Raw genomic sequence first — 24,667 nt, 5'->3', positions numbered from 1 at the left:
AGCGAATAGGAAATGCCGAAGTTTCTTGTCACGCGATGGCATGGCATGCATCAGGTCTGGTCTATCGCATTAATGGTTCTTATGACCGTTGTGCTCACCTGGTTTTGGTGGGTGCTTGGGCTTATCGCGCTTCTTCTCACTATAGCCGTTGCCGTCTATACGGTTCTTGCGGAGAGGGCTTTCCGCAAGGATTTGAAGTCGTATCTGGGGACGTTATCCTACCGGGTGAAAAAGGTCGGCAATGACGTTATCGGAGAGCTTCCGTTTGGCGTTATTCTGTATAACGAAGACCGCACGGTAGAATGGCATAATCCGTATATTGCGCAAATTGCGGGTGAGGAGTCGGTGATCGGGATGCCGCTCACCGAGCTGTTCCCGGCTCTGCAGCAGGTTAAGGACAAGGAAGGAACCGTTGAAGCGACGGTTGACGGGCATGTCTACCAGCTGCTCTTCAAGCAGAAGGAGCGGATACTGTACGTACAGGACATTACGCTCCTCTGGCAGCTCAGCAAGCGGTACGATGAAGAAAAGCTGGCAATGGGCGTCGTGATGATCGACAGCCTGGAGGAAGTAACGCAAGGGATGGACGACCATCAGCGGAGCTCCCTCCAGTCGAAGGTGACGACCGAGATAACCGAGTGGGCGCAGCGGTATCAGCTGTACCTGAAGCGGGTAACCTCGGACAGGTTCCTTCTCATTACCGATCAGAAGACGCTAAGGCAGCTGGAGCAGTCGCGGTTCGTCATTCTCGATGAGGTGCGGGAGATGACAGCCGACCAGAAAATCCCGATTACGCTCAGCATTGGCTTCGCGGCCGGAGCGGAAAGCATCGTCGAGCTTGGCCAATGGGCGCAATCCAGTCTGGACATTGCCCTTGGACGCGGCGGCGACCAGGCTTCGGTGAAGGTCGGCGGGCGCCAATCGTTCTATGGCGGCAAGACAAACGCGGTAGAGAAGCGCACCCGCGTCCGCGCCCGCGTCGTTGCGCACGCGCTTCGCGACCTGATCAAGGAGAGCGGCAACATCGTCATCATGGGTCATAAGATGCCGGATATGGATGCGATAGGGGCGGCAATCGGTATTCTGAAAGCGGCTCTGATGTTTGGCAAAGAAGCCTATATCGTACTCGAAGGGATTAACCCGGCGATTCAGAAGATGATGGAAATGCTGCGCGAGGACGAGAAGTTCACGAAGCGGTTCATTACGCCGGAGCAGGCGCTTGGCATCACGGACGGCCGGACGCTGGCCGTTGTGGTGGATACGCATAAAGCATCGATGGTGAAAGAGCCGCGCATCCTGTCGCAGACGAATAAAATCGTAGTGGTTGATCATCACCGACGCGGCGAGGAATTTATCTCGAACGCGATTCTGGTCTATATGGAGCCTTACGCCTCTTCAACCTGCGAGCTCGTAACCGAGCTGCTGCAGTATATTCATGACCGGGTGCTGCTGGATGTACGCGAGGCAACGGCGCTACTGGCAGGCATTACGGTGGATACGAAAAACTTCTCGCTCCGGACGGGGGCCCGCACGTTTGACGCGGCATCGTTCCTGCGCCGTAACGGCGCCGATTCGATGATGATCCAACGGATGCTGAAGGAGGATCTTGAGGAGTATGTACGCAAGGCCGAGATTATCAAGCATGCCGAAGTGCACTACGATCATGTAGCCATTGCGGTGACGGAGCCGGGCCGGAAGGTGGCTCAGCTGCTGATCGCGCAATCGGCGGATACGCTGCTAAACATGACGGATATTTATGCCTCGTTTGTTATTGGGGAAAGGCCGGATGGACTTATCGGCATAAGCGCCCGCTCGCTCGGGCATATGAACGTACAAGTCGTCATGGAACGAATGGGCGGCGGCGGCCATCTGACGAATGCGGCGGCTCAATTAGAGGGCACCGTACAGGAAGTGGCGGCCAAGCTCAAAACTGTACTTGCACAAATTGAAGCGGAAGAGGGGTTATTCGAATGAAAGTAATTTTCTTGAAAGACGTGAAGGGTCAAGGCAAAAAAGGCGATGTGAAGGATCTGTCGGAAGGCTACGTACGCAACTTCCTGCTGCCGCAAGGACTTGCGAAGCTGGCATCCGACGGCAACCTGAAGACGCTGGAAGTGCAGAATGCATCGGAAGAGAAACGCAAAGCGAAGGAAAAAGCGGACGCGGTTGAGCTCGGCAAGAAGCTGGAAGAGCTGAAGGTTGTTATCAAGGCTAAGGCTGGCGAAGGCGGCCGGTTGTTCGGAGCGATTACCAGCAAGCAAATCGCAGAGGCACTTGCCGCTCAGGCAGGCGTTAAAATCGACAAACGCAAAATCGAGCTGGAAGATGCGATCCGCACCCTCGGCGTCACTCAAGTACCGGTGAAGCTTCATGTAGACGTTAAATCGAAGCTTAGCGTACAAGTTACCGAAGAATAAGCAAGAGCTCTTATTAAGCGTAATAGAAGCAAGACGACAATGGCGATGTGAGAGCATCGCCATTGTTGTCCAATCAGACAGGCCGATGCTGGAACTTTCCATAGCTTTCGGCGGCCTGCAACTGCTACACTGTTCGTTGTAGCATGAACGGAATCGGAAGCATTTCAGCATTCATTGGAAGGGAGCCTAAAGCATGAGCATGAGTAGTACGGAGCTGATGTTTGATCGCGTTCCGCCGCAAAACCTGGAGGCGGAGCAAGCCGTAATCGGCGCGATCCTGCTTCAGTCGGAGGCGCTGATCACCGCGATGGAGCGGCTGCGCAGCGAAGACTTTTATAGCGTTCCCCATCAACATATATACGAAGCGATGGTTGAGCTTGGGGAGAGCGGGCAGCCGGTCGATCTAATCACGCTGACCGCTTATCTGCAGGACAGGCAGCTGATCGAGGAGATTGGCGGCGTATCCTATCTGGCGAAGCTGGCCAGCGCCGTGCCAACGGCGGCAAACGTCGATTACTACGCGCAGATCGTGGAAGAGAAATCGATGCTTCGAAGGTTGATCCGGACAGCCACGAATATCGTATCGGACGGTTACGCAAGCACGGATGAAGTCGGTATTCTTCTGAGCGACGCGGAGCGTAAGATTCTGGAGATTTCGAACCGCCGTTCAAGCAGCGGCTTCATCTCCATCCGCGATGTTCTGATGGAAGTATTCGAGAAGGTTGAGACGCTCTATAATCAGAAGGGTGCAGGAACAACGGGTATTCCTTCCGGGTTCGTCGATTTGGATAAAATGACGGCCGGCTTCCAGCGCAGTGACTTAATCATTATTGCGGCCCGTCCTTCCGTAGGCAAAACGGCGTTCGCGCTGAACATTGCCCAGAATGTGGGCGTCCGCGCCCGCGAGACCGTCGCGATCTTCTCGCTCGAGATGTCCGCTGCGCAGCTCGTTCAGCGTATGGTCTGCGCCGAGTCGAACGTAGACGCGACCCGGATGCGTACCGGTCAGCTCGAAGGCGACGATTGGGAGAAGCTGACGATGGCGATTGGCGCCTTGTCGGAAGCCAATGTATTTATAGATGATACGCCAGGCATTACGGTTGCGGATATCCGCGCGAAATGCCGTCGGCTGAAAAAAGAAAAAGGTCTCGGCATGATTCTTATTGATTACTTGCAGCTCATTCAAGGCCGCGGTAAAGCGGGCGAGAACCGTCAGCAGGAAGTATCCGAGATTTCACGTACTCTGAAACAGATCGCCCGTGAGCTGGAAGTGCCGGTTATCGCCCTGTCGCAGCTCAGCCGCGGCGTTGAGCAGCGTCAGGACAAGCGCCCGATGATGTCCGACCTTCGGGAATCGGGTTCGATCGAGCAGGATGCCGACATCGTAGGATTCCTGTACCGTGACGATTACTACGACAAGGAATCCGAGAAGAAGAATATCATCGAGATCATTCTTGCCAAACAGCGTAACGGCCCTGTCGGAACGGTTGAACTGGTCTTCCTTAAGCAATTCAATAAATTCGTAAGCTTAGACAGGACCCACGAGGACCCGTCGCAGGCATCATAAGGTTATGTATAATATCCGAACAATTGTATGGGCGACTGTGCAATTGTTCGTTTTTTTGTTTGACTTCTCTATACGAGACTGCTACACTGTTATTGCTGTCTTTTACGCGGTCGGACCATTTTTGAGTAAGAAGCTCCGATCCGGTTAATGCTAAGACGGTAATTTTCGGTGTGCAAAATCACCGGACGGGGGTATGTTTATGTCTACGGTTGTTGTTGTCGGTACGCAGTGGGGAGACGAAGGGAAAGGCAAAATTACCGATTACTTGGCGGACGGAGCCGACGTCGTCGCTCGCTATCAAGGTGGTAACAATGCCGGACACACTATTCTCATTGACAACAAGAAGTATAAATTGACGATGATTCCATCTGGTATTTTCAATCAAAATAAAATTTGCGTCATCGGTAACGGGATGGTTATCAACCCGCAAGCGCTGATCGACGAAATTAACTATATTCATGACAATGGCTTCTCCACGGATAACCTGAAGATCAGTGACCGCGCCCATGTCATTATGCCTTACCATCTCGTGCTGGACGGCCTCGAAGAGGACCGCAAGGGCGACAACAAAATAGGTACGACGCGCAAAGGCATCGGCCCATGCTACATGGACAAAGCTGCGCGCAACGGTATCCGTATCGCCGATCTTATGGATGCGGAAGAATTCACGGAGAAAACACGCCGCCTCGTGGTGGAGAAAAACCAAGTGATTCAGCAGGTATACGGCGGAGAGCCGCTTGATGCCGAAGCAATCATTGCGGAATACTTAGGCTACGCCGAGACGCTTCGTCCTTACGTGACGGATACTTCGGTTGTTCTGAACGATGCGATTGACGCAAACCGCAAAGTGCTGTTCGAAGGCGCGCAAGGCGTTATGCTAGATATCGACCAAGGTACTTATCCGTTCGTTACTTCTTCCAACCCGTCGGCTGGCGGCGTATGCATCGGTTCCGGCGTGGGTCCTTCGAAGATCCAGCAGGTTATCGGCGTAGCGAAGGCTTATACGACGCGTGTTGGCGACGGTCCGTTCCCGACGGAGCAAATTAACGAAATCGGCGATCTGATCCGCGACAAAGGTCATGAGTACGGTACGGTTACAGGCCGTCCGCGCCGCGTTGGCTGGTTCGACAGCGTAGTTGTCCGCCATGCACGCCGCGTCAGCGGCATTACCGGTCTGTCCCTTAACTCGCTGGACGTACTGAGCGGCCTCGAGACCGTGAAGATCTGTACGGCTTACAAATACCGCGGCGAAGTCATCGAGCACTATCCGGCAAGCCTCAAAATGCTGGCGGAATGCGAAGCGGTATACGAAGAGATGCCAGGCTGGAGCGAAGATATTACGGGCGCGAAAACACTGGAGGATCTTCCGGTTAACACGCTGAACTACCTGAACCGCGTATCCGAGCTGACTGGTATTCCGATTGCCATCTTCTCGGTTGGACGCAACCGCGAACAAACGAATATCGTTCGTCCAATCTACGAATAGAACGTAACTTAGAATTCAAAGAAAAGGATAGTCCAAGGCGGAATGGCCGGGACTATCCTTTTTTGTCGTTTTCATAGTTTGCTCGCCCTAATCTTTGACCATAATGATAGATAGCAGAAGGAAAGGGATGAGCGCAAATGTGGTTAAAAGCAGCCGTATGGATCGCGAAAATCGTAGCGGCGGGTCTCATTGTCAGCTTTCTCTCCATATGGACAACCGGCTATATCGTTAATAGTTATGTACAGACGCTACTGAAGCAGTATAACCTGCCGCTGGAGGTACAGCCGATGGCTTTGTCCGGCGTATGGGGCAAGCTGTGGGGCGCGGAGGAGCCCGTTCAGACGGAGGATACCGAGAAGACGGGCACGGAAGGGGCGGACGGGGATAAGGTCGCGGTAGACGCTTTTACCGACCAACCGTCCACCGCACCGCTTACGGATATCGGCATTGGCGGAGGCTCGAAGGCGGAGGGCGGCACGACCGGTCAATCGGAGGAAGCGGGCACGAGCATGGGTCAGACCGAGGGCAGCAGCCAGACGGACGATGATGAGGCGCCGTCGATCGACGGTGAGGAAACGGCGATTACAACCGAGGACATGAACAGCATGAAGGGGCAGATGAGCGAGGCCGATAAGGATCAATTATTTGGTCTGCTCATGAGCAAGCTGCCGCAGGAGGCCATGCAGACGATCTCCGGATACATGGAAAACGGGCTGACGGACGAGGAGCTTACGCAGATTCAACAGCTGATGGCACAGTATCTCGACCGGGACCAGTATGAACAAATGATGGCAATTCTGAAAAAATATTAATTTCGGCTCTTGACAAGAATGGTTGCCGCGTTTATTAACCATATGTTAAAGTATTAGGCGAGTGATCCGACAGGACATTCGTCTTTTTTCATGTCGGATTCCGTATTTTATTGCAGTAAAAGTGCGAAAAGGAGACCATCATGACCGTTTTCAGCCCCAAGGATCGTTTCCGGAAGACTTGGAATCTTGTAAACCAGTACTTTCGGCCTAGTGATCCGCAAGACTCGAAAGGCAAGAAGCAGCCTCCTTCGACAGGAGAAAGACCACATACTCCAATGTGGAAGAAAAAGCCTGTCATGCTTACAGCAGGAGTGCTGGTAGTCCTAGCAGCAGCCGGTATCGGCGGTACCGGATACGTACAAGCGAATACAGTCGATTATTACAACGTATATAAAGACGGCAATATCGTGGGTTCCGTCAGCGATCCCGCAGAGGTGGAGCAGCTGATTCAGCAGCGGACCGAAGAGGTAAAGAAAGCAAATCCCGAACTCAATATGGTGCTCGACACCGGCGAAATTACGTACAGCGGGGAAAGCGGCTTTAAAGCGGACCCTGAGACGGAAGAAACGTTAGGCAAGCTGAAGGGTCTGCTGACCTCGCATGCGGAAGGCGTCGAGCTGGTCATCGACGGCAAGGTAGCCGGCGTGGTAAAGAATCAGGAAACGGCCGATGCTATTTTGAACCGGGTACAGAGCAAGTACGCACCGCAGCTTGCGGCAGCGAAGAAGCAGAACGAAGTGAAAACTTTGTCTTACTCGAAGGCGGAGGCTGAGAAGAAGAAGACGGAAGCGTCCAGCGGCAAAAAGCTGACCGGCGTCAAATTCGTTGAAGAGGTTAAGACAGACGAGGTAGAGGTTGATCCAAGCAAGATTATGGACGCTAACGAGCTGTACCTGAAGCTGGTGAAGGGCAGCGTCAAACCAACGAAGTATACGGTTCAGAAAGGCGATTGCATCGGATGCATTGCCGATAAGTTCAATATCTCCGAACAGGTCATTTACGATAACAACGGCTGGATCGAGCAGGATATGATCAAAGAGGGCGACGTCCTGGATCTGACCGTGCTTCAGCCGGAGCTGACGGTGAAGACGGAAGAACGCCAGTCCGAAACGATTACTTACGATGCTCCTGTCGAGATCCGCAAGAGCGATTCCATGAAGCTTGGGGAATCGAAGGTGCTGACGGAAGGCAAGAGCGGCAAGAAGACTCTTACATACCGGGTTGTGAAGCAGAACGGTAAGGTAGTTACGGAAGAGCTCGTAGATAGCCAGGTTATCGTGAAGCCGGTAGCCGAGGTTATCATCCGGGGAACAAAGGTTATTCTTGGCGAAGGGACAGGCCATTTCGCATCGCCGGTATCCGGCTGGTCGCTGTCGAGCAAGTTTGGACAGCGCTGGGGACGGATGCATAAAGGCATCGACATGACCGGCGGTAAAACCATCATGGCGGCGGATAACGGTGTTATCGAGTTTGTTGGCCAGAAGACAGGCTACGGCAATTGCATTATCGTCAACCATAAGAATGGCTACAAAACGTTATACGGACATCTGAAGTCCATCGGCGTGAAGAAAGGCCAGATTGTCGAAAAAGGTGACAGTCTCGGCATTATGGGAAGCACCGGCGAATCGACCGGCGTGCATTTGCATTTCGAAATTACGAAAAACGGCGTACTGCAAAATCCGTTAAAGTACTTATAATATACTTTTTATCCAGGAAGGCTGTCCTTAAGTGGGCAGTCTTCTTTTTTACCTTTTTTACCCCCAATCTCTCGGGAATGAAACATGCCTCGTTAACCTTAATTATGAGTTTTATTGGAAAAGGACTGAACGAACTTTAATTGGGAACTTGACGACGCACTATGTTAAAATAGAAGAGTAAAAATAGGACGAGCGACAGGCGGGTGTAACGATGCACGGGAAAATTTTAGTGGTCGACGACGAACAGCCCATTGCAGATATATTGAAATTCAACTTGGAGAAGGAAGGGCATCAGGTCATTTGCGCGTTTGACGGCGGCGAGGCGGTTCGACTCGCGTTCGAAGAGCAGCCGGACCTGATTTTACTTGATTTGATGCTGCCCGTGAAGGATGGAATGGACGTTTGCCGCGAGGTGCGCACGCGTCTGCATATGCCCATCATCATGCTGACGGCGAAGGATACGGAAATAGATAAGGTGCTGGGTCTTGAGCTGGGCGCCGACGATTACGTAACGAAGCCGTTCAGCACGCGGGAGCTGCTGGCCAGGGTGAAAGCCCATTTGCGCCGGCAGCAGAAAACCTCGGAGGCTGCGGCTTCTTCGCCTGACCATGCGAACGCGGGCGACAACGGCCATGGTGCCGGGGACGAGAAGCAGGGGCTCAAGCTGTTCAACCTGTTTATCGATACCGATATGTATGTCGTCTATAAGGACGGGGAGCCGCTTGACCTGACCCACCGCGAATACGAGCTTGTGTATTACATGGCGCGCAACAGCGGCAAAGTGATGACGCGCGAGCATTTGCTACAGGCGGTCTGGGGCTTCGAATATTTCGGCGATGTGCGGACCGTGGATGTCACGATTCGCCGTCTTCGCGAGAAGATCGAGGATGATCCAAGCCGTCCGGAATATATTATGACCCGCCGCGGTCTTGGTTACATGATGCGCAATCCGAAGTCGGGAGGGCTCGGCTACGCATGAGCGGGCGGAGGTTTTTTCGCACCATTCAAGTCAAGCTGGTCATTATTTATCTCTTGCTCATTCTTGTCGCGATGCAGCTCATTGGCGTGTACTTCATCAGCACGGTAAAAGCGTCATTGACCGACAACTTCACGACGAATTTGAAGGAGCAGGCCGATATTCTCTCGAAGCTGGCGGCAAAGGAGCTTTACGAAAAGCCCAATAGCGATAGCGAGACGGATACGAGCAGCACGGAGGATTTAAGCCTTGTCGTCCGCAATTTGTTCAGCATCAGCGGGACGGAGGTACAGGTGCTGGATGGCAACGGGCGGGTTGTTGCAACCTCGCTTCAGGTGCCGGAATCGTACATCGGGAAGAAAAACACGTCCCTTGCGGTAAGCCGCGCGCTAACGGGCATTTCCGAAAATGAAGAAGAGATTATCGACGAGAACGGCACCCGCAAAAAAATCATTGCCCTTCCCGTTACGTACAACGATAACGATAAGGTAGTTGGCGCAGTCTACATGCTGGCGTCCATGGACAGCCTGTACGATACGGTGAACCGGGTTAACCAGATCTTTTTCTCCGGCACGCTTATCGCGCTTGGTCTTACCGGTATTCTTGGCATCCTGCTTGCCCATACGATCACGAGTCCGATACAGGGACTGACGCGGCAGGCGGCGGCCGTCGCGGACGGGAAGTTTGATCTGCAGGTGCCGGTGCTTGGGGACGATGAGATTGGGCGGCTAAGCTTGGCCTTTAACGATATGACGATCCGGCTGAAGGAGGCGCTCTCGGTCAACGAAGAGGAGAACGAGAAGCTCGCCTCCATTCTGTCGAATATGAGCGACGGCGTGATCGCGGCCGATGAGAACGGCAAGGTGATCGTCTGGAACCGCCGCTCGCAGGAGATGCTTGACGTGCGTACCTGCGAAGGCTGCAGTCTGCCCGAGCTGCTGGGCATGCCGGTGCAGAAATACTTGGAGCTGCAGAATGGCCGGGAACAGACCGTCATATTGCCGCGCAGCGAAGAAGAAGCGGAAATGGATGACGAAGAGGGGGTCCTCCGCGTCACGTTTACGCCGATTCACCGGCGCGACAAAGGGATTACGGGTACGATTGCCGTCCTGCAGGATGTGACGGAGCAGGAAAAGCTCGAGCAGTCGCGCCGTCAATTCGTCGCGAACGTCTCGCACGAGCTGCGCACGCCGCTTACCACGATCAAGAGTTACGCGGAGGCGCTTAACGACGGGGCGCTGGATGAGCGGGAGCTGTCCGAGCGATTCGTCGGCGTTATCCGCAACGAAACGGAGCGGATGATCCGCTTGGTTACGGACCTTCTGCATTTGTCGCGCCTGGACTCCAATCAGGCGCCGCTGCGGCGGCGGAAGACCAACATCCACGAGATGCTGGACGAAGTGGCCGACCGCTTTTCCTTCCAGCTTCGCCAGAAGTCGATCCTGGCATCGATTGTCGTAGACCGCGATCTCAAGTCGGCATGGCTTGACCGCGACCAGATTGACCAGGTGCTCGATAATCTCATATCGAACGCCATCAAATATACGCTTGAGGGCGGAGCCATTGAGTTAAGCGCCCATAAACAGGATGCCGCTACGATTGCGATTAGCGTAAAGGATACGGGCATCGGTATTCCGAAGAAGGATTTATCCCGTATTTTCGACCGCTTCTACCGGGTGGACAAGGCCCGATCGCGCAATATGGGCGGCACGGGGCTTGGTTTATCCATTGCCCGGGAAATCGTAAAAGCGCACGGCGGCACGATCTCGCTCAAGTCCGAGCTGAACGAAGGCACCACGGTTACCTTTACGCTGCCGGCCCTGCAAGAGGAAGGTGAGACGGCATGATAGAGAAAGCGAAGACGCTTCTGCTCGTAATGCTTGTCGCGCTCAGCTTGATTCAATCGTACTTCCTCGCGTACAGCATGCCAGGTCTTGGCGCAACGGTGAAGACGGGACAGGATTTATCTAATGCCGATCCGCTTGGGAAGAAATCAAGTGTGGAAAGCGTCGTTTTTCCGGAGGAGATTGTCCTTCATTTCGGCGGCAATGAGCATACGGTGCTGTACCCGGGAACAACGTTCTATAATATGATCCTGAAAGACCGGATTCAAGGCCGCGAATTCAAGGGCTTTCAACGCAATCCGGCTAACTTGCTTAATTGGGATGAAGTCAGAAAGAACGATATCGGCGTTGAGCTGCGCTTCCAGAACGGCATTCCGGTAGAGCTCTTGAAGAAGCTGCTCAAGGTGCAGGGAGATTTGCTGTTCCTGGGCGAGACGATCGACCGAATCTGGATCTTCAAGGCGACCGATTCCGAGGAGGTCAGGACCTTCTTCTTCAGCGCCGACGGGCAAAAGGTATACGAATCGACGCAGGCCGATTTGACGGTACGCGACGTTCAGGATTACGTCGGCTTTGGCGAGTACCAGCCGAAGTACCAGATGACCTCCGACGGTATCTATTTGCCGAAGCAGCCGATTCAATCCGTGGAGATGGTCTTCCCTTATGAGACTTACTCTTCGGAGCTGATGCAGCAGAACTTGTTCTTTGACACGGCTACGACCAAGGCGCTCTACGACCGGAGCGGCTCGCAGATTTTTACGGACGGCAAGCGCGGATTGCAGATTGAGCAGAAGGGCAAGTGGATGATTTATACGAACCCTGCCGCCTCGCAGAGCGAGGAAAATCCGCTAAGCGAGAATGTTTTTGCCTCCATTGAATTTATTAACGATCATGGCGGATGGGACGGCGTACACCGTTTCGTTAACCCGGGAATAAATCTAGAGGGCAAGACGGGTAAATACGCGGAGTTCCAGCAGTATGTCGATAACTATCCGGTTATCGAGAGCAAGGATTTCGAATACGGAAGCATGCGGCTTACGCTGCAGCAGGGAGTCGTAACGGAGTATAGCCGTTCTCTCATTACGCTCGCCACTCGGTCGAAGACGAGGGAAGCCAGATGGCTGCCGGGCGGTGCCCAGCTGCGCAGCGCGCTGGATCATTATAACCGCCGTTCGGAGGTTGTCCGTTTATTCCCGGCTCTTAAGGCCGAACCGCTTGAAAACAATGAATTAAAATTTATTCCCGTATGGGCGGTGCAGCTCGAAGACGGAACGCAGGAAGCACTCACCGAAGCGTATCCGACAGGCTTTGTTCCGCAGGAGATAAAGGACAGCCTAAGCTCCGCCCATGATTCGGGTGAAGGAACGGGCACGGATAAAGGCGGAAGGGAAGCGTCGGGACAGGAGACGGCATCCAAGGATGGCAATGATCTATTCGGAGGCTCGGATCCGCTGCAAAATTCGATTGCGCCGGATAAAGAAAGCAAGCAATAAGCCGTAACGAACGGAGGCGGAAGATCAGGTGGATTGGGGCAGGGCCAAAAGCGTGCTTATTATCTCGTTTCTGCTGCTCAATATTTTGCTCGGCTATCAGGTATGGTCGAACATCGGCGAGCAGCTGAACGCCAACAAGAATACAGCAGAGCTTCCGAGCGAGACCTACGCCTTCATGAAGCAGAAGGGCATTGAGCTGTCCGCCAATCTGCCGGTCGAAACCCCGAAGCTGCGGGATTTAACGTACATGCTGCGCAGCGGCACCCTTGAGGGGCTGCCGGAGAAAAAGCTTGCGACGCCGGTCGACAGCCGGATTATTTTCTCCGAGAAGGATCTCGTCAAGACGCTGGGCAGCCAGATTGCCGATCTGGACAAGTATAAGTTCGATCCGGCGATGACAAGGGACGGCGTATACGTGCTGTACCGGATGGCGGATAACCGTCCCATGTTCGACGTAAAGCTGGAGCTCTATTACAGCAATCAGAAAATAACCGGCTTCCGCCAGGTTCGGGTAGATCTGACGGGCCCGGGGGAAGCCAAGGAACAGACCGTGCTGCCGGCCTCGAAGGCAATGGCGCCGTTTATCGAGCGGAACCTGCCGGACGGAGCGGTCATTACCGACATCCAGCTGGGCTACCATGGTCAGATGTTCGATACGGAGACGCAGGTAGCGGCGCCTTATTACCGGGTGCTGCTGGAGGACGGGAACGAGTATTACATTCACGCGATTAACGGGGAAGTCGCGCAGGTGAAGGAAGAAGTACCGCTGGACCGCGTTCGTTAGTTTGGAGAAGGGCGCGGTTAGGCAGACGCATAGAATGGTTTTTTGTGTTCATGGGAGCAGGGGAAAGGATAGAAGTTAAGCGATGGGACTTACGTTTACGGTATTGGGAAGCGGATCTACGGGCAATGCGACGATAGTAAGCAACGGGGATAAAATGGTGCTGGTGGATGCCGGCCTTAGCATGAAAAAAATAGAGGAGCTAATGCGCGAGCAAGGCGTGTCCGGCCATCAGCTGTCCGCTTTGTTCGTTACGCATGAGCATTCCGACCATATTAAAGGACTGGGCGCATTCGCCCGCAAGTACGAGCTGCCGATCTTTGCGAATGAAGGGACCTGGGGCGGAATGGAGCGTCACGTTGGCACCATTGAGCCGGAGAAGCGGGTCATTATGGAGACGGGCGAGTCGCTGCGGTTCGGCACGATGGAGGTCTCCTCCTATCCGATCTCGCATGATGCGGCGGAGCCGGTCGGCTATACGTTTGTCGACAACGGGGAAAAGCTGAGCCTTGCGACCGATCTTGGTTACATGAGCGACAAAGTGAAGCAAGCCATTATTGATTCGGACGTGCTGGTGCTTGAATCGAATCATGATACGGAGATGCTTCGCATGGGCCGTTACCCGTGGAACATCAAACGCCGCATTCTAAGCGATGTCGGGCATTTGTCGAATGTTGCAGCCGGGGAGGCATTATGCGAGCTGTTAACGGATCGGACGAAGCGGGTGTATCTGGCCCATCTCAGTCTGGACCATAACCTGATGGAGTTGGCTATGCTGACGGTGCGGAATGTCATGGAGGATAACGGAATCTTTTTCAAGCAAAACGAGAATCCTTTGCGCGCGACTTATCATGACCGGCCTACGGCATGGGATGAAGTGAAGCGGAAATAAACGACTCCAGCTGGTTGTCCAGCTCGTCCGCTTTGGCGGTCAGCTCTTCGCGGGTGATCAGACCCTTGTCCACAAGCAGCTCAAGCATAGCGCTGAGGGTAAGGACGGTGCGGTAGTGGTCCTCCTTCAGATCGGCTAATTTGGCTGCAATCTCTACTTGCTCCCAAGGGGAGAATGGTTTTGTTTTCATAGATACGGTTCGCTCCTTTTTCGTTATGATGGAGGAGTGCGCAAGTGAATCTATTATTATTGTAGTCTAATCTTCCGAAAACATTCTTAGATGGTAAAAATAGTTTTTGTTCCATTTTCAAAGGCAAGCATAAGCATCGAAAGGAGCGGTAACGATGGGATTATTTGATGACGATTTCTACTCGACCAAAGTATCAAGACGTGCTCGTTCCACTTCTTCGGGGGATGAATTCGCCTTCTCCAATAAAAAGGGAATGCGCAGCTGGTCGAATGTCCGCATCGCATTTGTAGCTTCTTTCACCAGCGCGGTGGCAGCGGTATTGTTGTTTGTGCTTGTCTTTGGCGGCGGGGGCATCGCTCCGGGTTCGCATGCGGCAAGCGTATCGGCTTCCGGAAGCGCCTCGCTGGAGCAAAGAACCATTCAAGCTTCGGCAAAGGTTCGGCCGGCGGTCGTCAGCGTTATTAACGAACAGACGGTTCCCTATGGACTGGTTCCCGGTGACGGCACCCAGGGTCAAGCAGCCAGCGGAGATGAAGGGCAGGCCGAGGGCTCGAAGCAGGAGGTTGGCGTTGGCTCCGGCGTAATCTTCAAGCTGAAGGACGGCAAGGCCTACATTATTACGAACCATCATGTTATTGCAGGCGCCGAGTCGGTGAAGGTGATGCTCGTGAACGGCGAGAAGCGCGAAGCAAAGCTCGTTGGCAGCGATCAGATTACGGACCTAGCGGTGCTCGAAATGGACGGCAAGGACATTAAGACGGTAGCCGAGATCGGCAAATCGTCGAAGCTGCAGCCGGCCGAATTCGTACTTGCTATTGGCAATCCGCTTGGACTTGGCGACTCGCTGTCGATGGGGATTGTGAGCAAGACGCATCGGGTCGTACCGGTTTCCCTGAACGAGGATGGCGTGTATGACTGGCAGCAGGAGGTCATTCAGGTGAACGTCTCGATTAACGAAGGCAACAGCGGCGGCCCTCTGATTGATATGGACGGTAAGGTTGTAGGCATTAACAGCATGAAGATTGCCGAAGTAGGCGTCGAGGGATTAGGCTTTGCGATTCCGATCGATAACGCGATGCCGATTATCGACAGCCTGATGGAGAAGGGTTATGTATCTCGTCCTTATCTGGGTGTCTATACGGTGGATCTGGAGCAGTATTTCGCGCAGAAGCAGCAGGAAGATCAAGCGGCTGGCAGCGATGGCAAGACCGATCAGGGTACCGGCGCCGCTTCTGGAAGCGAGGAATCCGGGCTGCCAGAGCTGAATCTCCCCGACGAAGTATTCAACGGAGTTATCGTGCTAGAGGCGGTAGGTCCGGCGAAGGACGCGGGCATGAAGCTGAATGACGTGATCGTGAAGCTGGACGAGAAGAATATAAGCAGCACCTTGGAGCTGCGGCAATATCTATACCAGAAGAAGCATATTGGCGATGAGATTAAAGTAACCTTCTATCGCGACGGCAAGCTGCAGACGACATCGTTCAAGCTGGCGGAGAAAACGAAGGATGAATAAATCGTAATGGAAGCTGTGCTGACGGGAAACCGTTGGCGCGGCTTTTTTTGCGCCTTTGCGCCATACCCCGACTAAAGTCTAACCTTCGAGCCATCCTCTGGAAGGTTTCTGGCAAATGTCCGCTGGCGTAAACTATACTCAAGAAGCAAGAGAGCAAAGAGGGAGAGAAATCAACCATGCATAGACGATGGGTCAGAAATACGATAGGAGTGGTTCTTGTGGCGATCGGGATTATCGCGTTGTTGCAATACCAATTCGGCGGAGTGAAGAGCAAGGAATATGCCCATACCTTGCAGCTCGAAGATAAAATGCACGAACTTAGCCTTACATCCGACAGCCTTGGACTTGAAGTGGATTTTGTTCCAAGCACGGACGGAAACAATTCGATCCATATAGAAGGGAAGGCCAAACCCGAGGTTATTGAACAGATCAAGAACGCGAGAGTGGAGAACGGGAAGTTGGATTTGCGCTTGAAGGAGAAATGGCGCTTTGGTTTATTCGATTTCTCCGGCTGGAACGAGAAGCAGGTCGTAACCGTATCGCTGACGGAAGAAGCTATGTCATCTCTTGAATCGTTGAAAGTAAAAAGCGATTCGGGTTCGGTGAGGGTAGATGGCGCAAGGGCGGCTGACAGCCAAGTGGAGACGGATTCGGGAAGCATTCGGCTCGGCAGCTTCGAGGGTGGCACGCTGTCGCTGGATGCGGATTCGGGAAGCATTAAGCTGGAAAGCTTTAAAGGCAGCAGCTTGTCGATCAAGTCGGATTCGGGAAGCATTCACGCGGGGACGGTTGCCGCGGAGCTGAAGGCTTCGTCGGATTCCGGCAGCATTACGATCGATCATCTGAGCGGCAAGGCAGTCGTACGTTCGGATTCAGGAAGCATTCGTATCGTAAAGAATGACACAACCGGCGCGGACGTGAAGAGCGACTCCGGCAGCGTGAGAATCGAGATCCCTTCTACGTACGGCGGCATGTATGATCTGGATTCGGATTCCGGCTCCATTCATAAGCCGGATCAGCAAGGCGCCTCGGGAGAAGTTATCAAGGTTCGTACGGACAGCGGCAGTATTCGAATCAGCCAACCGTAACATAGAAAGCCGCACGGGCAGGAGGGATGCCCGTGCGGCTTTTATTTATTTAATAAGATTAGCTGCCACGCGGGGCGTAGAGCATGATGGCAACGCCTGCGATGCAGACGGCGGCTCCGATCCAGTCGTAGAGATCGGGAGCTTTTTTATCGATGAGCCATCCCCATAGAACGGCCAAAATGATAAAGACTCCCCCATAAGCAGCATAGACACGGCCAAATGAGGGGAAATTTTGCAAGGTGGGAATAACGCCGTACGCGATCAGGATGATGCCGCCTAGGATGCCGTACCAGAGCGGCTTAGCTTCTCGCAGCCATAACCAGACCAGATAACCGCCGCCAATCTCGGCTAGGCCGGCAATCACGAACAGAACAATCGCAATAAACACGGATAGACTCCTTCTTCGTATAGACTTGTAATCATTATAAAGGGATGGCGAGCAGAAGGAAATGAGAGGAAGAATTGACCGGATTACTTCACATCGGCAGGCTGGTTTGTTATGCTAGCTGTATAATAAACAACTTTGAAGAGGAAGCGAAATTCGAATGTATTGTGTGTGCAAGCAGCATGTCGAGCTGGCGATTGATAAATTTGTGGACGAATACGAGGACGCGCCGGATATTGTCGATTTGAAGGAAACGGAATTTGCCGATTGGGATCCGCCTCGCAGCTGCGATCTTTGCGGGGAGGCAGCAGCCGAGTTTTTGGTGGTATAGGAAGAGGAGCTAGTTGAAGGGCGCTTGCCGCATCGCGATGCGGGGCGCTTTTTTCATAAGGCAGGCGTTGGCCTTTCGAAGGGGGGTACCCTATGAAGAGATGGATGCTTGCATGCCTCCTGTTGCTTCAAGGATGCGACAACGATGCTGAAGGCAAACGTCATATTCAAGAAGAGGAGAGTGTAAGCGTAATGGAGACGATTGACGAACAGCTGCTTCAAGCCGCCGAGGATGGACAAGCCGATAAAGTCCGGCAACTGATTCAAAACGGCGCAAACCTGGACGTTCAGGATGCAAAAGGACGCACTCCTCTCATGATTGCGACCTACAAGAAGGATTTTGCGGTGGCAGAGGTACTGACTGAAGCGGGAGCGGATGTGAATATACGGGATGAGATGTTAAATTCGCCATTCTTGTATGCCGGAGCCGAAGGATACTTGGATATATTGAGGCTTACGATTGATGCCGGGGCGGATACGAAGATAACGAACCGTTACGGGGGCATAGCCATCATTCCGGCCTCGGAGCATGGTTATGTGGAGGTTGTTCGGGAGCTTCTTGAGCGGACGGATATTAATGCGAATCATGTCAATAATCTGGGTTGGACGGCATTACTCGAAGCCATTATTCTCAATAACGGCAACAAGCGCCAGGTAGAGACCGTGAAGCTGCTGATCGAGCATGGGGCAGATGTCAATCTGGCCGACAACGACGGCGTTACGCCGCTGCAGCATGCCCGCAAGAGAGGGTTTAAAGAAATCGAGCAGCTGCTGGTTAACGCGGGAGCGAAATAGCAAAAAGAGTTCCACGTGGAACGTAAAAGCGACTTAAGTGGCTACCATTGAGGTCGCAGCGCGGGAAGTTGAGCGGTTTTTTTGGTATGCTTAGAGGAGCAGGTATACCATTATACATAAGGGATGAACATTCATGCATATACAGATTGCTTCGGTAGGAAAGCTTAAGGAAAAATATTTGGTGCAGGGCATCGCGGAGTATGCCAAGCGGCTCGGGCCGTACGTGAAGCTGACGCTCACGGAAGTGCCCGACGAGAAAGCGCCGGAGACGATGAGTCCGGCGGAGGAAGCGCAGGTGCGCGAGCGGGAGGGGGAACGGCTTCTGGCGCAGCTGAAGCCGGACGCCCATGTTGTGGCGCTCGCGATTGGCGGCGAGCTCTGGTCCAGCGAGGATCTCGCGGACCAGCTCGATAAGCTGGCCACGTATGGGCGGAGCCACGTGGCTTTTGTCATTGGCGGGAGCACGGGGCTTGCTCCCGCGGTGTTGCAGCGCGCCCAGCAGAAGCTCAGCTTCGGGCGCATGACGCTGCCGCACCAGCTGATGCGGCTGGTGCTGATCGAACAGATCTACCGCGCGGTGAAGATTAACCGCGGTGAACCGTATCATAAGTGACGGCGAAAAAGTTTTGTTATTATAGGTGATTACCGCTTTTAATAATATGTTAGATATGCCTCGTCTACGCTTGTTTCTCCAGTTCTCGTAGCGGTTATATCGAAGGCTTCTTTAAATTTCTTTTGCATATTCAGTATTTTCAAATGCCATCGTTAGACGTGGCAAAGGTATGCTTGCCTTTTTTGCTTCTCTCACAACTTCAAGAACCGCAAAACCTGCTTTACTGTTGTTGTATTCCACAAAAAGCCGAGGTAAGCTGCCTTTTGCAAAAATAACCTTGTTAAAAAGTGTGCCGAGAAGTCCAGGTGGAATTTTAGTCAGCAGGAGAGAAATGGCATCAAGCTTTGCACCTCTTGCTTTAAGTACAGGAATCAATTCCCTCATATTCAACCCAACATTGGAAAATGAATCATTATGGTTCATGAGCGCTGAAAAACTTCCCCGTTTTAACACCTCGGCTTCCATCGCTGCATTCATGGCAAAGTGGTTCCATAGCCAGTTTTGCATATCCTTTATCCAACTAATTTTAAAATGGGCACTTTCAAATAGTTCTCTGACCTTGTTATTAATATGCTCAGTGCCTGCCCGTGGTTTTTCTAGAAATACCATTTTCAAAAAGCCGCCCCTAAGCTTATTGTCCGCTATGCCACCTCCTGCTCCGGGGAAGCCAAAGACAACATTGTTCATAGACAATGGTGCGATCGATGATTTCAAATCTTGCCAAATGTTATTGAATAGGAGGATAGGGGCATTTCCTGCAGCAGTTGATAGGAATTGTGCTGCTCCTGGAAGTTGTTCCGTGTTGACGCTCACAATAATGAGATCATAATTTGGAAGGATCTCCTCATGCAGTGTAACGTTCCAGCTTTCTTTTATTAGCTTTTTCCCTTTTCGTGCGTCCCACATTTCCAGCTCTATACTGCTTCCGAAGGTTTCTTTCCTCCCCTTTCTAACGTAAAAGTCAACTGTATGCCCTGCCTGTTCAAAAGCCCATGCATATTGGGTCGATATTACACCTCTACCGAAGAATAAAATTTTCATGTTAGACTCCCCCAAAGAGTTGATAATCCTTATTGATGATCAAACAACGTGTTGTATGATAATATTGTATGGATTCACTATACGGTCATCAACCATCAGATTTTTAATATCTGTCGGATCATCAATTGAACCGGAAAGGGAGGAAATTATGAATAAGCAGCCTGAAATTACGGACAAAACCAGGCAGACCTTTATAAATGTGTTCTGTGATTTATATAGCCAAAAGCCAATTGAAAAAATATCTATTCAAGAGATTGCCAACAAGTCAGGATATAACCGCAGTACATTTTATCAATACTTTACAGATATTTATGAGTCGCTGAACTACGTTGAAGAGAAGGTTTTGAAATCCATTAACGAGGAAATGGCAAGCAGGGAGCTTTCTGCGAATACTTTCCAAGATGCGCTTCAATGCTTGGAAAGTACAGAAGATATTTCTGTCTTAAAAGCCCTCCTAGGTGACTATGGTTCTGTTCATTTTGTTGAACGCCTGAAAAGAGAAATTCCCTTTGAGAGATTGATTGTGAATCTTCCAACAAATGATATCTTAGCGCCTTACCTGATTGAGTTTTACATATCAACATTAATATCTCTGTTTCGCCTTTGGATACGCAACGGCAAAGATTTATCGTCGGAAGAATTGGTGAAGCTGATAGATAGCCTATTCGCAAATGGGATAACGCCGTTTCATATCTTTGGCACCGTTCAAGCGGACGCCTCCCAGAATGGGATGTGTTGATGGTGCCAGGTTGCGGCTATAAGTGACATTCGGCTCTCCATTCAATACGTTCAAAGGATGGGCGGCTACAGGGCCGCACTTTGTTTTCACCGATAGACCCGTTAAGCTGAACCTTATCATAAGTAGGGAGAAATCATACGAAGTGCTAAATTAAAAGGGGTTTTCTCTTCAACAGGGAAAGCCCCTTCATCTATGTTGCAATCCTTTTATGTTTCCTGTGATTTCCGATTAACATGCCTAGGGGTGTTTGAAATTTATTCACTTAAATCCCACGTCCCCCCAAAATCTAACGTTTGTTGACTGCGGTCTCATGTTTTTTGTCTAGAATTGAGCAGGCGGTTTTCTATAAAATGACATCAAATAGATGAATCAGCACGATTAAATGAATGCGCTTACGGGGAAATGAGACCGTGTATATGCTGAAGCGCAAACAAACGTAAGGGGTGGCGAACATGGACATGAAGAGCGGGCGAAGACGCTTGCGAACACGCTGGCGCACACAGGATACCGAACTGACGTTTCTGGCCTTACCAACGACCATCTGGTATATCTTGTTTTGTTTCTTGCCAATGTTCGGCCTTATTCTCGCCTTTAAGGATTTCAAGATCCACGGGGGATTTCTGAGCAACGTCATCCATAGCGATTGGACCGGCTTCAAAAACTTCGAATTCCTGTTCAAGTCGAACGACGCCTGGGTCGTAATCCGCAATACGCTTGGCTACAATCTGATTTTCATCGTGCTGAGCATTGCGGTGCCCGTCACGCTGGCCCTGATGATCGGTCAATTGCATAGCGGCAAGGCCGGAAAAATCTATCAAACGCTGATGTTCTTGCCGTACTTCCTCTCTTGGGTCGTGGTTTCCGCCATTGTATGGGCATTTCTAAGCTTCGATAAAGGGATCGCTAATCAATTCCTGGCCACCCTGGGCAGCGATCCGGTGAACTGGTATATGGAGCCGAAATACTGGCCGTACTTTCTGGTATTCATGAACGTATGGAAGGGACTGGGCTACGGCATGGTGGTCTACTTAGCGACCATCGCCGGCATCGACAGCACGTACTACGAGGCTGCCGTTATCGACGGCGCGTCCAAGTGGCAGCAGGCGCGATACCTTACGCTCCCGCTCATGAAGCTGGTCATTGTGATGATGTTCATCTTGGCCGTAGGCCGCATCTTCTACACTGATTTCGGCTTGTTCTTCCAAGTGCCGCGGGATTCCAATTCGTTATTCAACGTAGCGACCACAATTGACGTTCTTGTGTATAAGCAGCTCAAGACCGCTACGCTAGGCATGGCATCGGCTTCCGCATTCCTGCAATCCGTGATGGGTTGCGTGACCATTCTGATTGCCAACTGGGTCGTTCGTCGCGTGGACCGAGAGAGCGCAATGATGTAGAGGAGGAAGCGGGAAATGTCATCAAGAGAGAGAGCGAAATTCGAAAACGGTCTGGACAAGTTCAACCGGATCCGAACGGGCACGAACGTGATTTTTCATCTGATTTTTATCGTATTGGCGCTGCTTTGCCTTATACCTGTCCTTGTCGTGCTGTCCATATCGCTGACCAGCGAGGATGCTATTCGAAGCAGCGGGTATCATCTTTTCCCATCGGCTTTCTCAGGTGATGCTTACCGCTATATTGCGCAGCAGGGGACGATGATTGCGAAGGCGCTTGGCATCTCCGTGCTTGTTACCGGTGTCGGGACAGTGCTGGGCGTGCTGCTTACAACGTCGATGGGGTACGTCCTTTCCCGGCCGAATTACAAGCTGAAAGGGCTTCTGACCTGGATCGTATTCATTCCGATGGTGTTCAACGGAGGCTTGGTATCCAGCTATTATATTAATTCGAATATGCTGGGCCTGAAAGATACGGTATGGGCGCTCATTCTGCCGCTGGCCGTCTCCTCCTTCAACGTTATTATTTGCAAAACCTTCTTCCGGAGCACGATTCCGGACGCGCTGATCGAATCCGCCGAGATCGACGGCTCGAGCCAATTGCGCATCTTCTTCTCGATCGTGCTGCCGATCTCGCTGCCGGTCCTGGCAACCATTGGATTGTTCCTCTGCTTCGCCTATTGGAACGATTGGTTCCAATCCATGCTGTACATCGACAACCAGAGCCTGTACTCGCTGCAGGCGCTCTTGAACAGCCTGATGACCAACGTGGACGCCCTGGCGAAAAATGCTTCCAGCATGGGCATCAGTTACGCGGAGCTTGTCGCAACAATGCCCAAGGAATCCGCGCGCATGGCCGTGGCCATCGTCATTGTGGTTCCCGTGGCCGTCGCCTATCCATTCTTCCAGAAATACTTTATTTCCGGTCTGACGGTAGGCGCCGTGAAAGGTTAACTGAAATAAACTCGGATTCTTCCGGTTTATGATATTCACCGCGCAATTTAAACGGTGGGAATGCAGTGGGCTATATCAAAGGGAGGTAATGTACATGAAAAGGACGAAGAAAAAATGGCTTGCAATCAGCGCCGTGGCGCTTTTGACAACCGCTCTTGCAGGCTGCGGCAACTCGAATTCCAATTCCGAGTCAAGCACCAGCACGCCTTCGAACACCAACAAGGCAGAAAGCACGCAGACGGAAACGAGCAAGCCCGCCGATTCGGGCGATGTGCCTACGCTGGTATGGTGGACGATCGGCGGTCAGACTCCCGCCAACTTCGACAAAGCGATCGCCGCGATGAACGATTACACGGCCGAGAAGATTGGCGTGAAAATCGACATTAAGGTAGCAAGCTGGGGCGACTGGGATACGAAGATCAACACCGTCGTGAATACCGGCGAACCGTTCGACATCATGTTTACGAACAACTCCAAGTATAGCCAGCAAGTAACCATGGGCGCGTTTGCCGACCTGACCGACTTGGTGCAAAGCGAGTCGCCCGAGCTCTACAAGCTTATTCCCCAGAAGGTGTGGGATGGAACAAAAATCGGAGGGAAAATCTACTCCGTGCCGACTTACAAAGACTCGTCTTTAACCCAATACTGGGTGTTTGACGACAAGTACGTGCAGAAATACGGCATCGACACGGCCAGCATCAAGACGTTGAAAGACCTCGACAAGCCGTTCCGCGATATGAAGGCAGGCGAAGGCAAAAGCTTCTACCCGCTGTCGCTCACCCAAGGCGACGGATTTAACGGCTTCTTCAACGGCTACGACGATATGACGCTTGGTCTGCCGCCGATCGGGGTGAAAGTCGACGACGCATCCCGCAAGGTCGTCTCCGTGCTGGAGCAGCCGGACATCATGGATGGGCTCAAGCAGCTGCACCAATGGTACCAAGACGGCATCATTAATCCGGACGCACCGACGAAAACGGAAGCGGACAAAGGCCGTCCATTCTTCGCGGCGCAGGCATTCCCGGGCGCGGAAGCGAGCTGGCAGATTACGGAGGGTGTCGAGAAGTACGACATGTTCCAGATCTTTGGCCCGATTTATACGACAAGTACGATCCAAGGCTCCTTAAACGCTATCTCGGCGAACTCGAAATATAAGAAAGAGGCGTTGAAATATTTGCAGCTGGTCAATACGGATCCGAAGCTGCGCAATATGCTGGCCTTCGGCGAGCTGGGCGTCGATTACGACAACGTGGATGGGGAGAAAGTAATTGAGCGCAAGTCCGATACATGGCCGCTTGCCGCTTATACGCAAGGGACGTTCTTCGACCTGGCTGTAACGAAAGGCGCTCCGGTCGATCAGTGGGATCAAGTTCGCAAGCTGAACGATCAGGCGACCTCCTCCACCAACTTGGGCTTTGCGCTGGATATCGGCAAGCTGAGCACCGAAGTGGCCAATACGAAAGCGGTATGGGACAAATACCGGTATGAGCTGCTGACCGGAGCTTCCGATCCGGAGAAGATGGTGCCGAAGATCGTTTCGGAATTGAAGGCCGCTGGCATGGATACGATTATGAAGGCCGCCCAAGAGCAAGTCGACGCGTATTTCAAATAAGTCTTGCCTGTCATCAACATCCGGAAAACCCGAACGGAGATCGCCGTT

Annotated in this window: 23 protein-coding genes; 20 read left to right on the top strand and 3 right to left on the bottom strand. The window is 52.3% G+C overall.

Features of this window, described 5'->3' with window-relative positions; all coding sequences use genetic code 11:
- Positions 1–12: 12 nt before the first annotated feature.
- From FHT67_RS24150 to FHT67_RS24100, 11 genes are all read left to right on the top strand, one after another.
- On the top strand, positions 13–1,974 hold the full coding sequence (locus FHT67_RS24150; RefSeq protein WP_132308111.1) for a DHH family phosphoesterase: 1,962 nt from the start codon (positions 13–15) through the stop codon (positions 1,972–1,974).
- Positions 1,971–2,417 carry a 50S ribosomal protein L9 gene (rplI, locus tag FHT67_RS24145; RefSeq protein ID WP_132308112.1) on the top strand — a complete coding sequence of 149 codons (447 nt, stop codon included), beginning with the start codon at positions 1,971–1,973 and terminating at the stop codon, positions 2,415–2,417. The genes FHT67_RS24150 and rplI overlap by 4 nt, the downstream gene beginning before the upstream one ends.
- Positions 2,418–2,610: 193 nt before the next feature.
- On the top strand, positions 2,611–3,984 hold the full coding sequence (gene dnaB, locus FHT67_RS24140) for a replicative DNA helicase (RefSeq protein ID WP_116394517.1): 1,374 nt from the start codon (positions 2,611–2,613) through the stop codon (positions 3,982–3,984).
- A gap of 199 nt (positions 3,985–4,183) precedes the next feature.
- Positions 4,184–5,470: an adenylosuccinate synthase gene (locus tag FHT67_RS24135; protein WP_167201572.1), complete on the top strand. Its 1,287-nt coding sequence runs from the start codon at positions 4,184–4,186 to the stop codon at positions 5,468–5,470.
- A gap of 137 nt (positions 5,471–5,607) precedes the next feature.
- Positions 5,608–6,282 (top strand): hypothetical protein, encoded by a 675-nt coding sequence (locus tag FHT67_RS24130; protein ID WP_167201571.1) that lies wholly within the window; start codon positions 5,608–5,610, stop codon positions 6,280–6,282.
- Between the two features lie 275 nt (positions 6,283–6,557).
- Entirely contained in the window at positions 6,558–7,979 is a 1,422-nt protein-coding gene (locus FHT67_RS24125; RefSeq protein ID WP_243867427.1) for a LysM peptidoglycan-binding domain-containing M23 family metallopeptidase, read from the top strand.
- 211 nt (positions 7,980–8,190) lie between these two features.
- A complete protein-coding gene (yycF, locus tag FHT67_RS24120) occupies positions 8,191–8,958 on the top strand; it encodes a response regulator YycF (protein WP_132308120.1) in 768 nt (255 codons plus the stop codon).
- Complete coding sequence (gene walK / locus FHT67_RS24115) at positions 8,955–10,802, top strand: cell wall metabolism sensor histidine kinase WalK (RefSeq protein WP_132308121.1); 1,848 nt, start codon at positions 8,955–8,957, stop codon at positions 10,800–10,802. The genes yycF and walK overlap by 4 nt, the downstream gene beginning before the upstream one ends.
- A complete protein-coding gene (locus tag FHT67_RS24110; RefSeq protein ID WP_167201569.1) occupies positions 10,799–12,292 on the top strand; it encodes a YycH family regulatory protein in 1,494 nt (497 codons plus the stop codon). The genes walK and FHT67_RS24110 overlap by 4 nt, the downstream gene beginning before the upstream one ends.
- A 28-nt stretch (positions 12,293–12,320) precedes the next feature.
- Positions 12,321–13,076, top strand: a complete 756-nt coding sequence (gene yycI / locus FHT67_RS24105; protein WP_132308125.1) for a two-component system regulatory protein YycI — start codon at positions 12,321–12,323, stop codon at positions 13,074–13,076.
- A gap of 82 nt (positions 13,077–13,158) precedes the next feature.
- Entirely contained in the window at positions 13,159–13,965 is an 807-nt protein-coding gene (locus FHT67_RS24100) for an MBL fold metallo-hydrolase (RefSeq protein ID WP_132308127.1), read from the top strand.
- Here FHT67_RS24100 and FHT67_RS24095 read toward each other — a convergent pair.
- On the bottom strand, positions 13,934–14,155 hold the full coding sequence (locus FHT67_RS24095; protein ID WP_132308129.1) for a hypothetical protein: 222 nt from the start codon (positions 14,153–14,155) through the stop codon (positions 13,934–13,936). The two genes, FHT67_RS24100 and FHT67_RS24095, sit on opposite strands and share 32 nt — an antisense overlap.
- Positions 14,156–14,309: 154 nt before the next feature.
- Here FHT67_RS24095 and FHT67_RS24090 point away from each other — a divergent pair, with 154 nt between their 5' ends.
- Both FHT67_RS24090 and FHT67_RS24085 read left to right on the top strand, forming a co-directional pair.
- On the top strand, positions 14,310–15,668 hold the full coding sequence (locus FHT67_RS24090; RefSeq protein ID WP_167201568.1) for a S1C family serine protease: 1,359 nt from the start codon (positions 14,310–14,312) through the stop codon (positions 15,666–15,668).
- A gap of 176 nt (positions 15,669–15,844) precedes the next feature.
- Positions 15,845–16,756: a DUF4097 family beta strand repeat-containing protein gene (locus tag FHT67_RS24085; RefSeq protein WP_208403472.1), complete on the top strand. Its 912-nt coding sequence runs from the start codon at positions 15,845–15,847 to the stop codon at positions 16,754–16,756.
- A gap of 58 nt (positions 16,757–16,814) precedes the next feature.
- Here the strand turns inward: FHT67_RS24085 and FHT67_RS24080 are convergent, their stop codons facing one another.
- Positions 16,815–17,144, bottom strand: coding sequence for a YnfA family protein (locus FHT67_RS24080; protein ID WP_132308133.1), 330 nt, complete (start codon positions 17,142–17,144; stop codon positions 16,815–16,817).
- 157 nt (positions 17,145–17,301) lie between these two features.
- Between FHT67_RS24080 and FHT67_RS24075 the strand changes: the two genes are divergently transcribed.
- The 3 genes from FHT67_RS24075 (at position 17,302) to rlmH (ending at position 18,879) form a co-directional block, all read left to right on the top strand.
- Positions 17,302–17,472 (top strand): CxxH/CxxC protein, encoded by a 171-nt coding sequence (locus FHT67_RS24075; RefSeq protein ID WP_015847785.1) that lies wholly within the window; start codon positions 17,302–17,304, stop codon positions 17,470–17,472.
- A 92-nt stretch (positions 17,473–17,564) separates the two neighbouring features.
- A complete protein-coding gene (locus FHT67_RS24070; RefSeq protein ID WP_132308135.1) occupies positions 17,565–18,266 on the top strand; it encodes an ankyrin repeat domain-containing protein in 702 nt (233 codons plus the stop codon).
- Positions 18,267–18,399: 133 nt separating this feature from the next.
- Positions 18,400–18,879 carry a 23S rRNA (pseudouridine(1915)-N(3))-methyltransferase RlmH gene (gene rlmH, locus FHT67_RS24065; RefSeq protein ID WP_127496882.1) on the top strand — a complete coding sequence of 160 codons (480 nt, stop codon included), beginning with the start codon at positions 18,400–18,402 and terminating at the stop codon, positions 18,877–18,879.
- 111 nt (positions 18,880–18,990) lie between these two features.
- On the opposite strand, the gene FHT67_RS24060 is transcribed toward rlmH, so the two are convergent.
- Positions 18,991–19,920, bottom strand: coding sequence for a ketopantoate reductase family protein (locus FHT67_RS24060; protein WP_167201567.1), 930 nt, complete (start codon positions 19,918–19,920; stop codon positions 18,991–18,993).
- Positions 19,921–20,068: 148 nt separating this feature from the next.
- On the opposite strand from FHT67_RS24060, the gene FHT67_RS24055 reads away from it, so the two are divergent.
- From FHT67_RS24055 to FHT67_RS24040, 4 genes are all read left to right on the top strand, one after another.
- Positions 20,069–20,659, top strand: a complete 591-nt coding sequence (locus FHT67_RS24055) for a TetR/AcrR family transcriptional regulator (RefSeq protein WP_167201566.1) — start codon at positions 20,069–20,071, stop codon at positions 20,657–20,659.
- Positions 20,660–21,111: 452 nt separating this feature from the next.
- Complete coding sequence (locus FHT67_RS24050; RefSeq protein ID WP_167201565.1) at positions 21,112–22,056, top strand: ABC transporter permease; 945 nt, start codon at positions 21,112–21,114, stop codon at positions 22,054–22,056.
- Between the two features lie 15 nt (positions 22,057–22,071).
- A complete protein-coding gene (locus FHT67_RS24045; protein ID WP_167201564.1) occupies positions 22,072–23,007 on the top strand; it encodes a carbohydrate ABC transporter permease in 936 nt (311 codons plus the stop codon).
- Positions 23,008–23,101: 94 nt separating this feature from the next.
- Entirely contained in the window at positions 23,102–24,619 is a 1,518-nt protein-coding gene (locus FHT67_RS24040; protein WP_132308145.1) for an ABC transporter substrate-binding protein, read from the top strand.
- The last annotated feature ends 48 nt before the right edge of the window (positions 24,620–24,667 follow it).

Source organism: Paenibacillus sp. BK720, from assembly GCF_011761545.1.
Lineage (GTDB): Bacteria > Bacillota > Bacilli > Paenibacillales > Paenibacillaceae > Pristimantibacillus.
Note: the sequence above shows the minus strand (reverse complement) of the source record. Positions and strands in the feature narration are given on the sequence as shown.